Annotated in this window: 14 protein-coding genes; 7 read left to right on the top strand and 7 right to left on the bottom strand. The window is 69.5% G+C overall.

The genetic code is table 11. The features are described from left to right. The first annotated feature begins 43 nt into the window (after positions 1 to 43). The 4 genes from ACXJKJ_RS00730 to ACXJKJ_RS00715 all read left to right on the top strand — a co-directional run bounded on the left by ACXJKJ_RS00730 (position 44) and on the right by ACXJKJ_RS00715 (position 3029). Entirely contained in the window at positions 44 to 301 is a 258-nt protein-coding gene (locus ACXJKJ_RS00730; RefSeq protein WP_457324040.1) for a YkgJ family cysteine cluster protein, read from the top strand. Between the two features lie 33 nt (positions 302 to 334). Continuing rightward, a complete protein-coding gene (locus ACXJKJ_RS00725; protein ID WP_457388526.1) occupies positions 335 to 1303 on the top strand; it encodes a Bug family tripartite tricarboxylate transporter substrate binding protein in 969 nt (322 codons plus the stop codon). Between the two features lie 160 nt (positions 1304 to 1463). Next, positions 1464 to 2513, top strand: coding sequence for a TlpA family protein disulfide reductase (locus tag ACXJKJ_RS00720; RefSeq protein ID WP_457388525.1), 1050 nt, complete (start codon positions 1464 to 1466; stop codon positions 2511 to 2513). 21 nt (positions 2514 to 2534) lie between these two features. Continuing rightward, positions 2535 to 3029: a hypothetical protein gene (locus ACXJKJ_RS00715; RefSeq protein WP_457388523.1), complete on the top strand. Its 495-nt coding sequence runs from the start codon at positions 2535 to 2537 to the stop codon at positions 3027 to 3029. On the opposite strand, the gene ACXJKJ_RS00710 is transcribed toward ACXJKJ_RS00715, so the two are convergent. The 6 genes from ACXJKJ_RS00710 to ACXJKJ_RS00685 all read right to left on the bottom strand — a co-directional run bounded on the left by ACXJKJ_RS00710 (position 3026) and on the right by ACXJKJ_RS00685 (position 8897). Next, complete coding sequence (locus ACXJKJ_RS00710; protein WP_457388521.1) at positions 3026 to 3541, bottom strand: hypothetical protein; 516 nt, start codon at positions 3539 to 3541, stop codon at positions 3026 to 3028. The two genes, ACXJKJ_RS00715 and ACXJKJ_RS00710, sit on opposite strands and share 4 nt — an antisense overlap. A gap of 12 nt (positions 3542 to 3553) precedes the next feature. Next, on the bottom strand, positions 3554 to 4717 hold the full coding sequence (locus ACXJKJ_RS00705) for an ABC transporter permease (protein WP_457388519.1): 1164 nt from the start codon (positions 4715 to 4717) through the stop codon (positions 3554 to 3556). After that, complete coding sequence (locus ACXJKJ_RS00700; protein ID WP_457388517.1) at positions 4714 to 5508, bottom strand: ABC transporter ATP-binding protein; 795 nt, start codon at positions 5506 to 5508, stop codon at positions 4714 to 4716. Before ACXJKJ_RS00700 ends, ACXJKJ_RS00705 begins: the two co-directional genes overlap by 4 nt. Continuing rightward, positions 5505 to 6983: an alpha/beta fold hydrolase gene (locus tag ACXJKJ_RS00695; RefSeq protein ID WP_457388515.1), complete on the bottom strand. Its 1479-nt coding sequence runs from the start codon at positions 6981 to 6983 to the stop codon at positions 5505 to 5507. Before ACXJKJ_RS00695 ends, ACXJKJ_RS00700 begins: the two co-directional genes overlap by 4 nt. Before the next feature lie 124 nt (positions 6984 to 7107). Beyond that, positions 7108 to 7806 carry a cysteate racemase gene (cuyB, locus tag ACXJKJ_RS00690; RefSeq protein ID WP_457321022.1) on the bottom strand — a complete coding sequence of 233 codons (699 nt, stop codon included), beginning with the start codon at positions 7804 to 7806 and terminating at the stop codon, positions 7108 to 7110. Positions 7807 to 8003: 197 nt separating this feature from the next. Next, a complete protein-coding gene (locus ACXJKJ_RS00685; RefSeq protein ID WP_457388513.1) occupies positions 8004 to 8897 on the bottom strand; it encodes an amino acid ABC transporter substrate-binding protein in 894 nt (297 codons plus the stop codon). A 111-nt stretch (positions 8898 to 9008) separates the two neighbouring features. On the opposite strand from ACXJKJ_RS00685, the gene ACXJKJ_RS00680 reads away from it, so the two are divergent. From ACXJKJ_RS00680 to ACXJKJ_RS00670, 3 genes are all read left to right on the top strand, one after another. Beyond that, positions 9009 to 9890 carry a LysR family transcriptional regulator gene (locus ACXJKJ_RS00680; protein ID WP_457388511.1) on the top strand — a complete coding sequence of 294 codons (882 nt, stop codon included), beginning with the start codon at positions 9009 to 9011 and terminating at the stop codon, positions 9888 to 9890. 57 nt (positions 9891 to 9947) lie between these two features. Next, a complete protein-coding gene (locus ACXJKJ_RS00675; RefSeq protein WP_268795217.1) occupies positions 9948 to 10079 on the top strand; it encodes a hypothetical protein in 132 nt (43 codons plus the stop codon). A gap of 71 nt (positions 10080 to 10150) precedes the next feature. Next, complete coding sequence (locus tag ACXJKJ_RS00670) at positions 10151 to 10354, top strand: hypothetical protein (RefSeq protein ID WP_056190902.1); 204 nt, start codon at positions 10151 to 10153, stop codon at positions 10352 to 10354. Between the two features lie 3 nt (positions 10355 to 10357). Here ACXJKJ_RS00670 and ACXJKJ_RS00665 read toward each other — a convergent pair whose 3' ends face one another. Beyond that, on the bottom strand, positions 10358 to 11923 hold the full coding sequence (locus ACXJKJ_RS00665; protein WP_457388509.1) for a thioredoxin family protein: 1566 nt from the start codon (positions 11921 to 11923) through the stop codon (positions 10358 to 10360). Between the last annotated feature and the right edge of the window lie 4 nt (positions 11924 to 11927).

The raw sequence follows: 11927 nt of genomic DNA, 5'->3' as shown, positions 1-11927 counted from the left end.
GTCACCCCGTTCAGGCTCATGCGGCAGGGACAATTCCGCCGTTATGGAATGCCGCCCGCATTGCGCCGCCTGCTGCATCGCCCCGTCGATCAGCTCGCCCATCCCCGGCCACCCGAATGGCAAGCCGGCGGGTGTGCGCTGCCTGCAGCTGGACGACGAACTCCGCTGCCGCATTTTTGGGCAGCCTGAGCGCCCCGCCGTCTGCGGCTCGCTGCCGCCGCATGAGGAGATGTGTGGCGAGAACCGCGAGCAGGCCATGCGCTGGCTGGGGTGGATGGAGAAGGAAACGGCGCCCGGCTAGAGTCGGGCCACGCCCGCTCTTTGTCACGCCGCCATGACCGATCTGCAACGCCGCCTGCTACTGTTGTCCTCCGCCGGTCTGGCCCTGCCGAGTTGGGCCGAGACCCCCTGGCCCAGCCGCACCATTCGCCTCGTCGTGCCCTTTGCGCCGGGCGGCAGCAGCGAGATCGTCGCGCGCACTGTCGCCGCCGAGCTGACCAAGTCGCTGGGCCAGACCATGTATGTCGAGAACAAGCCGGGCGGCGCCGGCAATGTCGCCATGGCCGAGGTCGCCCGCGCGGACGACCAGCACACKCTGRTSCTCGGCCACATCGGCACGCTGGCCGTGAACCCSTTCATKTWCGACAAGCTGCCCTAYGACCCGRTCAAGGACTTCCGSCCSRTCACSCTGCTGGCCAAGGTGCCCAGTCTCTACGTCGTCCATCCCGACGTGCCCGCCAAGACGCTGCAGGAGTTCGTCGCCTACGCGCGCAAGCGCCCGGGCCAGCTGAACTACGGCTCGGCGGGCAATGGCAGCGCCGGTCACCTGGCGATGGAATACCTGAAGATGGCCGCCAACCTCTTCATGCTGCACGTGCCCTACCGCGGCACCGGCCCGCAGTTGACCGATCTGCTGGGCGCGCGCCTGGAGGCCGCAGCCGTCGGCGCGCCGGCCGTGCTGCAGTTCATCAAGGCTGGCAAGCTGCGCTGCCTGGCCACCGGCTCGCGCGAGCGCCTGCCCCAGCTGCCCGACGTACCGACCGTGGCCGAGCAGGGCTTCCCCGGCTTCGAGATGACGCAGTGGTACGGGCTGCTGGCACCGTCCAGCATGGCGCCGGCCTCGGTCGACAAGCTGGCTGTCGAGGCGGCCAAGGCCATCCGCTCGGTGGGCTCCAAGGAGCGCCTGGGTGCCGACTCTGCTGAGGCTGTCGGCAACACGCCGGCCCAGTTCGCCGCCTTCATCGCCCAGGAGCAGCAGCGCTGGAAGCCCGTCATCCTGCGGGCCAAGGTCAGGCCGGATTGAATCCCGAATGACGACCGTCTCCGACACTCCCATGGAGCGGGAGATGGCACCGACAGCCCCCTAGCAAACAGGTCGTAACCAGTTCATCGGGCTGACCGTTCTCCGTCCCTCCTAGACTGCCGCCGCCGCGCCCGGCGTGGTTGGAAGTTCAGGGAGAAACATGAGATTCGAACGACATCACCGCGGCGCGGTGAAGGCTTGGCATCGTCAACTGCTGGGTGCCGCGGCCCTGCTGGCGTGCATCGCCAGTGCGCAGGCCGCCGTGGCCGAGCTACGGCCCTATCCGCGGGCCCAGCAGACGGGCCGCTACGACAACCCGCTGGAGGCCGGCGCGCTGCCGATCAGCCCGCCCGAGCGTGCCCAGGGCGGCAACCGCACGAGCCGCTGGCGCCTGCCTTACGAGGGCAGCGTGGCCATGACGCAGTACAAGCATGAGGCCGACGACAGCCCCCTGCTCGTGGCCCGCCACTACGCCGGCCAGCTGCGCGAGCAGGGTTTCGAGCTGATCACCGTCTGCGACTTCCCGTGCAAGGCGGCCGACGGTGCCGAGGATGCCGCGGTCTACTGGTTCCATGAACTCGACTTGGCCAAGAAGCTGACCTGGCAGGCCTTTGGCGACCGCGGCATGTACCTCATCGCCCATCGCGCCGACGCCGTCGTGGCCATTCGGGTGGGCACGGTGTACGGGGGCTATGCGTCCACCGTCAAGGCGATCAGCGCGCCCAATCTGGATCGCGGGCCGCTGCTCGCTTATGTCGAACGTCAGCGTGCCCCCGTGGCTGATGCACCGCTGCCGTCACCGCCGGGCCGCACGGCAACCAACCCGCCGGCGCCGGCATCAGCGGCCGCAGCCGCGACCAGCCCCTTCGTCAAGGAGGTCGCGCCCGCCGAGCTGAGCGCCTGGCTGCGCAAGACCAAGGGCTGGGTGGTGCTGCAGCTGAGCTCCTACGACCCTGGCTGCATCTACTGCATCCGCGCGAACCCCTCGTTCGATGCGCTGGCCCAGAACCAGCAGGCCAAGGGCATCAGCTTCGTGCGGGTGGCCTTCCAGCCCTGGACATCGGTGAGCCGCAATGACTTCGTCGCCCAGTACGCCGTGCCCGGTCTGCCGATCTACTTCACCTTCCAGGACGGGCAGCTCATGCGTCGCCATCAAGGCAATGCCGACGAGGCGACACTGCGCCAGGCCCTGTTGGACGGTTTGCATTGATCGGCGGTTAGGCTTGGCGGCATGACGCCCACAGAAACCGCGCTGCCACCCGCCAGCCTGCTCGCCCGCCTGGCCAAGGAGCACGGTGCCTTTGCCGATGCCTACACGCTGAAGGTCCCGCGCGCGGTGACTCTCGCCGAGTTTGTCGAGGCCTTCTACACGACGCGTCTCTTCAAGGTCGAGCGAGCGCTGATTGCGCTGTTCGGCCGCCCGTCCAGTGACGCGATGGCGCGCGCCGTCGCCCGCGGTGAGGGCGCGCGCCTGGCCGTCTGGACGGTCGAGGCCCGCGAGCGCGACGAGCTGCTGATGCACGAGGACAGCGGCGCCACGCGCTCCTGGTTCAAGGCCGAGGCGGGTGCGACGGGTACCACGCTGTGGTTCGGTTCGGCCGTCGTGCCGCGCCGCCGCGAGGCTGGCGGCGAGCCGCGCTTCGGCCGGGTCTTCCACGCGCTGCTGGGCTTTCACCGCTGGTATTCGCGGGCCCTGCTCAAGGCGGCCGCTCGACGGCTTGGTTAGCGTTCGGTGCCCGGGCCGGTGAGCTTCTCGGTGACGACCTGCCCGGTCGCCATCTCCTCGATCCAGACTTCGCAGCGGTCGGTGGCAATGCGGCCGGCAACGGTGTAGCGCTTGCCGTCCTGCGGCGTGAAGTTCACGTCACCCACGGTGCGGCAGCTCGGGTTCGACATCGCGACCAGCGGTGAGGCGTACTGGGTCGCAGCCTGCAGCCGCACGCGGGACGCTTGCAACGGCAACTCGTTGGTGAGTGACACGGGCGTGACGGTCATGCCGCTGCCCTGACCCGCTCGCGTGCTGGCCATGCTGCTGCTGGACAGACGCCGGTCGTCGACCTGCGTCATCTCGAAGACGTGCAACTGCTGGGGGCTGATGGCCACGACCTTGTCGGCGACATTGGCCGTGGCGCCGCTGTAGTCCGGCGGCGTGGCGGCTTCGAAGGCAGTGAAGCTCTTGAAGCTGGTGCAGCCGGACAGCAACAGCGCCGTGGCCGCCATGGAGACGATGCTTTTCATGCGGTGGGCAGCTTACCGTGCCACCGCCGCCCGCATCGAGCGGGCCACGTAAAGCAGGGCCGCCACCGTCAGCACGATGCCGACGAGCACGCCCGGCATCACCTGGCCCCAGCGCAGCGCCTCGCCCTTGAGCACGGCCATCATCAGCGTGTTCTGCGCAAGACCTGGCACCCAGTAGTACCAGGCCGCCTCGCCGCCCGGGTTGAGCAGGCTGACCATGGGCATCAGGGTGACGGCGGTGATGACCAGCGTGCTGCCCGCCTGGGCCTCCTTGAAGGTCTTGGAGCGGATGGCCAGCGCCATCAGCAGGGCGGACAGGCCCGCCGCAAGCGGGATCTGGATCAGCCAGAAGGCCAGCACCTCGGGCCCGCCAAAGCTGAACTGGGCCTGCAGCACGTCGCTCTTGAGCAGCCACTGCGCCGGCACGAAGCTCAAGGAGGACAGCAGCGCGACGGCCATGCCCAGCAGCGCGACGGCGCCCCACTTGCCGGCCACGATGGCGCCGTGCGGAGCCGGGTTCATCAGCAGCGGTTCCAGCGAGCCGCGCTCGCGCTCACCTGCCGTGCTGTCCAGTGCTGCGGTCAACGCGCCGTAGAGCACGGCCATCAGGATGAACATCGGGATGATGCCGGTCAGCCGCGCCGCGCGGGCCTGGGCGCTGGCGAGGTCACGCTCCTGCACGTCCGTGGCTTCGAGCAGTTCGGTGGACACGCCGCGCATCGCCAGGTTGAGCATGGCACGCTCGCGGTTGAAGCCCCAGAGCAGGCTTTTGATGGCGCCTACGCCCGCCTCGGCCCGCTGGTTGGCGCTGTCGCTGACGACCTCCACCGTCGGCGCCTCGCCGGCCAGCAGCTTGGCCTCGAAGTCCTTGGGCACGACGAGCACCGGCTCCAGCAGCGTCGTGGCGCGCAGCCGCGCCTCGTAGTCCTCGGGCGCGGCCTTGAGCGTGTAGGTCTGGCGCTCGATGAAGTTCTTCAGCGTCGGCGCGGTGTCGATGCCGACGGCCAGCACCTCGCGCTTCTCGGCACGCTCCTCCAGCGAGGCGATCAGGCCCGACAGCGCCATCAGCAGCAGCGGCCCCATCAGCACCGCGGGGACAGCCAGGCGCAGCAGCGTGCGTCGGTCGCGCAGCGCGTCGCTGAGCTCCTTGATGAAAACGATCAGGGCTTGTTTCACGCGGCCACCTCTTCAGGAAATGCGAGCTTGACGAAGGCGTCTTCGAAACGCGATTCGCCGGCCAGTTCCAGCAGCTCCGGCACGCTGCCACGGGCGACGCTGCGGCCCTTGGACACGACGACGACCTCGTCGCAGAGGTGTTCCACCTCCTGCATGATGTGGGTCGAGAAGACGATGCACTTGGCGCCGCCTTCGGGGCTGCGCAGCCAGCGCAGGGCCTCGCGCAGGGCACGCGTAGCCAGCACATCCAGGCCGTTGGTGGGCTCGTCGAGCACGATGTTGGCGGGGTCGTGCACCAGCGCGCGGGCCAGCGCTGTCTTCATGCGCTCGCCCTGGCTAAAAGCCTCGGCGCGGCGGTCCAGGATGTCGCCCATGTCGAGCAGCTTGGCGAGGTCCTCGGCACGCGCGTTCGCGGCATCGGGGCTCATGCCCTGCAGCCGGCCGAAATAGACGATGTTCTCGCGCGCCGACAGGCGGGGGTAGAGGCCGTGCGCATCGCCGAGGATGCCCATGCGCGACAACGCCTTCAGCGGCGCGTCCTTCACGGCGATGCCGTCGACGCTGATGGCGCCCGCATCTGGCGGGAACAAGCCGGCCAGCATGCGCAGCGTCGTTGTCTTGCCCGCGCCATTGGCGCCCAGCAGGCCGGTGATGCGGCCGTTGGCGGCCTTGACGCTGACGCCCTGCACCGCATGCACGACGCGTTTGCCGTCCTTGGAGTTTCGGCGCTTGAAGAGCCTGCCACCGCTCTGGGCGATGAACTGCTTGTGAACGTCCTGGATGTCGATCATTGGGCCGCCCCTCCGTGGACGGGCGGAGCGGGCTGAACGGGCTGGAAGGCGACAGGGCGTGGGATGCGGGTGGCGCAGGCGGCGTCCTGGGGCAGGGCGGCCGCGTCCTGCTTGGCGTCGATGAAGCGGAACATCAGGTCACGCATGCAGCCCACGGCCATGACGCCGTGGCCCGCCTCGGCGACCACAACGTGCTGCACGCGCTCCGGATGGCCAGCTCCCAGGGCCTTGGCGACATGCTCGCCGTGGCGTGGCGGCGTGGCCGGGTCGGCGCCGCCGCTCAGCACGAGGACCGGGCTCGGCGCCGGCGGCACCTTGTAGAAATCCGCCGCCACGTCGCCGCGCGGCCAGGTCCTGCAGATGCGGGCATACATCTCGGCGTCGACGGTGCGGAAGTCGGCGCCCGGCGCGTCCTTGGCCTCGGCGATGCGGGGCGCGTCCTCCGCACACATGACCGAGAAGTGCATGCCCATGGCCAGGCGCATCGAGGGGCTGGAGCCGAAGGCCGTCGTCAGGCCGAAGAGGGAGGCGAAGTTGCCGTCGCTGGCCGCTGTGTGGATGGCGGCGGGCAAGGCGGCCGCCAGGGCGGGCTGGTAGAGCGGCCCGCGCACGGAACGCATCACCAGGTCGCGGTCCACGGTGAAGCGCTCGGGCACGCCGGTCAGCGGTTGCTGCACATTGACCTGGCGCGGCAGCGAGGCCAGCAGCTTCTGCCAGTCGGCGCGCAGCTCGGGGTGGGTCTTGGCGTGGGCCTCGAAGAGCTTGTCCAGCGCCGCCTGGCCATCGGTCGAGAAACTGGCCGGCAGGATCATGTCCGGCGGCGCGACGCCGTCGATGACGGTGCGGCGGACCTTGGCGGGGAACAGGCGCAGGTACTCCACCGCGGCGCGCGTGCCGTAGCTGGCGCCGACGAGGTTCCACTGCGGCACCCCCAGCTGCTCGCGCACGGCGTCCATGTCCTGCATGGCGATGGTCGTCGTGAAGAAGCGCAGGCCGCCGTTTTGGCCATAGGGCAGCTTCTCCAGCCCGGCGCGGCATTCGTCGATGCGGCGCATCTGGGCGCTGGGCTCGAGCTGCTCGGCGACGGAGAGCTTGCTGTCGTCGGGGCAGTCCAGCGGCGCCGATTGGCCGGTGCCGCGCTGGTCGATGAAGACCAGGTCGCGGCGGTTGTTCAGCCTGGACAGGCGCGGCAGCACGCGCGCGGCCACCTTGATCGCGCTCTGGCCAGGCCCGCCGGCCAGCAGCAACACCGCGTCGGGCTGCTTGTTGCGCGCCAGCGCTGGAACCACGAGGTAGTGGATGTCCACCTTCACGCCGTCCGGCCGGGCTGGGTCCAGCGGGCGCTGCAGGCTGCCGCATTGGAGCTCGTTGGGGATGCCGTCGATGCGGCAGGGCTTGAGCGGCCCTGCGGCCGCCACCGTGCACAGGCCGGCCATCGTCAGCAGGGCCAGCAGGCGTCCTCGCCAATCACGCATGCCAATCTCTTCTTGTCGTTGCAGTGGCGAGCAGTATCCGGCCCGGGCGGCGGCGTGGGGCAATGGGCCGGGATGAGTGGCGGTAGCAGCCGCGCGAGCGGCGGGAAAGCGCGCGTGGGTGGCTTCAGCCCCGGCCCACGCTGGCGACAACAAGGCGCGCCAGGGCCGCCGTCGCATCGACGACCGGCAGGCCGCAGGCTGCGGCGCCCAGCACGATGGGGATCTCCGTGCAGGCCAGCACGAGGACGGCCGCGCCGCGCTGGCGCAATGCGCGAGCCGCGTCGGCCAGCAGGGCCTGGCCGTCCTGCAGCCGGCCGGCCTTGACGGCCTCGATGCCGGGCATGACGCGCTCCAGCATTTCGGCGGCGGTCGGCAGCAGCCACTGCACCGGTGGCGCGTCGGCCAGGCGGCGGTTGATATACAGGCCCGAGGCGGTGGTCGCGTCGGTGGCCAGCAGGCCGATGCGGGCCTCGGGTCCGGCCAGGTCCAGCGCCTCGCGCAGCGCCGCGTCGACGAGGTGGAGCATGGGCCGCTGCAGCTGGGCCTGGACCTCGTCGAACCACAGATGGGCGGTGTTGCAGGGCATGACGATGAGGTCGGCGCCGGCCGACGTCAGCCGCCGGCCGCTGGCGACGATGGCCTCCAGCGGCGAGTCGCCCGCGCCCCGGAAGGCGGCGGTGCGGTCCGGAATCTGCGGCAGGCAGCTGACGATCATCGGCACGTGGTCCTGATCGCGCGCGGCCGATGTGGCGTCAAGCACCTTGCGCATGAAGTCGACCGTGGCCAGCGGGCCCATGCCGCCCAGCACGCCGATGACGTTCATGTCAGTTGTCCATTCCGCGGTCGTGGCACCCGCGACGCATGAAGGATTCTTCGGGCCGAGCGCCGGGCCGCCCCAAGCCGGCCCGGTGGGCGATGTGCTTGCGGCTCGACGCCGCAAGCATCGCCGTCCCCCTGGGGGACCGACTGGGCTTGCCCGCGTTCAGCGCGGCAAGACTGGGCGAGGGGCGTACTTTCACTTCAGACGGCCGGCTTGTCGGACAGCTGCTTGAGGTTGTCGCGCAGCTCCGGGCTCATCGGCGCGTTCAGGTTGATGCCGCGCGGCGCGATGGGCGACTGGAACCACTTCTTGTACAGCGCCTCGAACTCGCCGCTCTTCATCAGCCCGGCCACGGTGTCGTCGACGAGCTTCTTGAAGGCCGGGTCGTCCTTGCGCAGCATGATGGCGTAGGGCTCGACCTGCAGCGCCTCGCCGACGATGGCCAGCGAGGCCGGGTCCTGGGCGCTGGCGCGCAGGCCGAACAGCAGGATGTCGTCCATGCCGAAGGCGTCCGCGCGGCCTTGCTGCACGAGCAGGGCCGATTCGGCATGGTCCTTGGCTCCCAGCAGCTCGAAGCCCAGGTCGCGCTCGACGTTGAACCTGCGCAGCACCTGGACGTTGGTGGTGCCCGAGGTCGAGACGACCTTGCGTCCCTTCAGGTCGGCGAACCCCTGCACCGGTGAGCCAGCCTTCACGAGCAGCCGCGTGCCGGTGTAGAAGTAGTTGATCGAGAACGCGACCTGCTTGTTGCGCGCGCTGTTGTTGGTCGTCGAGCCACACTCGATGTCGATGGTGCCGTTGGTCAGCAGCGGGATGCGGTTCTGCGAGGTCACGGCCTGCGCGGCCACCTTCAGGTCGGCGCGGCCGGTGGCTTTCTTCACCTGCTCGACGACCTTGGCGCAGATCTCCCAGCCAAAGCCCGTGGGCCTGGCGTCTTCGCCGAGGTAGGAGAAGGGAATGGACGACTCGCGGTAGGCGAGCGTGATCGTGCCCGAGGCCTTCACCTTGTCGAGTGTGCCGGGTTCGGCGTGGGCGCACAGGCCTGTCAGGCACGTCAGGCCGGCGAGGGTGGCGGCAGCGGCGGAATGCTTCATGAAGTCCTCCATGGCGGGGTGTTGATCGATGGGCTGGATGCTAGGAAAACCGGCCCCGGCCGTGCATCGCGTTTGACCGCCATCTCATCAGCTGACCTAATGAAGCCCGCCATGAGGATCAAGCACGTCGAAGTTTTCCACGCCGTCATGCTGACCGGCAGCGTCGGCGCCGCCGCCAAGCTGCTGCACGTGACCCAGCCCGCCGTCACGCAGACGCTGCAGCACGCAGAGCTGCAGCTTGGCTACGCGCTGTTCACGCGCCAGAAGCGCCGCCTGGTGCCCACGCGTGAAGCCCAGGCCCTCTACCCCGAGGTGCAGGCGCTGATGCTGCAGCTGGAGTCGCTGCGCCGCATGGCCTCGGCGCTGCGGCAGGGCCAGGACCACCCTTTGCGCATCCTCATCGTGCCGTCGCTCGCGGTGCGTGCGCTGCCGGACGCACTGCGCATCTTCCGCAAGGCGCATGCGGGCATGCCGGTGTCGGTGCGCACGCTGCACTCCAACGACATCGCCCGCGCGATGGCGCTGCAGGATGGCGATGTCGGCATCGTCTACGGCAAGCTGCCGCATCCGGCGTTGCAGGACGAATTCGTCGCGGCGGGGCGGTTGGTCTGCGTGTCCGCGCGCAAGACGCCGGCCGACAAGCGCACGACGGTGACGATGCAGGAGGTGCTGCGCGAGCCCTTCATCCGCATCGACGAGCGCGACCCGCTGGGCGCCGTGCTGGCCGATCACTGGTCACGCCTGGGCCTGGTCGCCAAGGCCGGCATGACGGTGCAGACGCACCATATCGCCATGGTCATGGCCGAGCAGGGCTTCGGCCCCGCCATCATCGACTCCTTCACTGCCCAGGCCGCCACGGGCGAGGGCCTGCACGTGCGCACCCTGCTGCCCGAAGTGCCGGTGGAGGTGCACGCCGTGCAGCCACAGGGCGTGCGCTCGCCGCGCGCCGTGGCGGACTTCATCGCCGCCTTTCGCACGGTCATCACGGCCTGACGCGGCCGTGGCGGCGTATGCTGGGCCGCAATCCCTCAGCCCACCGGAACGCCAGCCATGACCCTCTGCCCGATCGCTGCCGTAGTCGGCTGCGCCAAGTGCCCGGCCTTCCGGGTCTGCCCACTCAAGACGGTCATCGGCGATGTGGCCAAGACGCCGCCCCCGCCGGCCAAGGCGCGCAAAAAATGATGCCTGAAGTCGCGGGCATGGCTTAGATTCCCATCCCACGACGGCGACCGTGCCGCAACGAAAGGCTGAGCGTGCAGACACTCGACGAGATGCGTGACCGTTGCCTGCTGACTGCCGAGCAGCATGCGGAGATCGGTGCCTGGGTCAGCCAGGCGCGCACCCCCGAGGCCATCCTGGCCATGCCCGAAGGGCTGTGGCGCACGCTGGAACTGGCAAGCGTGCTGATGGACGTGGACGCCGACCTGCGGCGCGACCCGCTGCTGTCCGATTCCTAGCGGTCAGGCCTTGCTGGTTGGCTTCATCAGCCCCTGGCAGGCCGACCTGGCCTTGGCATCGGCGGCATCCAGCTTGCCGCAGACGCCGTCGAGCTGGGCCTTGAGCCGGCCCACGGCGGCGGCTTGCACCGGGCTCTGGTTCCACGCGCCCAGCAGGGTCGCCACCTTTTTCAATGAACGCTCGCTGCGTTCGTAGAAGGCGCCGGGGTCCTTGTCTGCCTCGGTAAAGAGCTGGGCCGCCGCCTTCTCGATGCGCGGCGTGTCCTCGGGCGACAGCTCGACCAGCGCGCCGAGGTAGGTCGTGCCCCATTGCAGGCGCGTGGCAGGCCCCTCGCTCTTGTTGAAGGCTTCCTCGTACCAGCGCAGCGCGTCGGCCTTGCGGCCCTGTTTCTTCGCGTTGCCGCCGAGCTGGCTCATCAGGTAGTAGGGCGAGTGGCTGCGCGCCAGGGCTGACTTCAGCAGCTCGTCACTCTCCTTCCACAGGCCGGCGCGGCCGAGCAGGTGGGCGGCCTCGGTGACGACGGCCTGGCGCTCGTAGCCGTCGGTGATCTCGCGATTGGCTCGGCTGGCCTGTTCGCGCGCCTCGGCCAGCAGCGCGGCGGGGATGTTCTTCGGGTTCGGGTCGTCCTTGGGCGAGTCCAGCCGAGCCAGATCGATGCGGCCCTGCAGCGCGTTCAGGCGGTCGGCGCGGGACAGCGTGGCGTCTTCGTTGAGGCGTTTCAACGCCGCATCGAACTCGGCGACCAGCGCATTGCGCGCCTCGCCCGGTTGCGGGGCGAGCGCCTTGACCAGGTCGGGCGCCTCGTTGGTCAGCACGTCCATGTGGGCACGGGATTGGGCTGCGTCCGCCAGCACGGCGCGCAGACGTGGCAGCTGTGTGGGATCGGCCGGCTTGCCCTCGGCCATCGCGCCGATGGACTTCAGCCACAGCCGCGTCGTCGTCTCGGCATCGGCGCCTTCGCTGGCCTTGGCCAATTGGGACAGCGTCGCCGGGCGCTGCGCCACCGGCAGCAGTTGTTGCTCGTCGGTCTCCCAGCCATAGAAGCCCAGCAGCCGCCATTCATTGGCCGACAGCTTCCTGCCCGTGGATTTTGAATTGAGGGCATCGGCCAGCACCGCCTTGACCGGGCGGCCGCTGGACAGGCCGAGCTGCAGCACCTTCATGACCTGGGCCGCGTCGGCCTCGCCCGGCAGGCGGGTGATCTCGCTGCCGGCCGGGTTGAACAGGATCAGCGTCGGGTAGCCGCGCACCTTGAAGCGCGTGCCGAGCTTTTGCGCACCGGGCGCATCGCCGTCGATGCCCACGGCCACGAAGGCCTTGCTCTGCTCGATGAAGTCGGCGCGGTTGAACAGCGTCGCCTTGAGCTGGTTGCACGGCGGGCACCACTTGGCGCCCCAGTACAGCAGCACCGGCTTCTTCTCGGCCTTGGCCTGGACGAAGTAGCGGTCGATGTCTGCATCGGCCGCGGCGGCCTGCCAGGAGACGCCGGGTGCGGTGGCGGCGTGGGCGGGAGCGCAGCTCAGGGTCAGGGCCAGCGCAAGCGTCGAGAAGAGGGGTAGCAGCTTCATGGCA

Source organism: Roseateles sp. P5_E1 (assembly GCF_054049335.1).
This window is presented reverse-complemented; position numbering and strand designations above follow the sequence as displayed.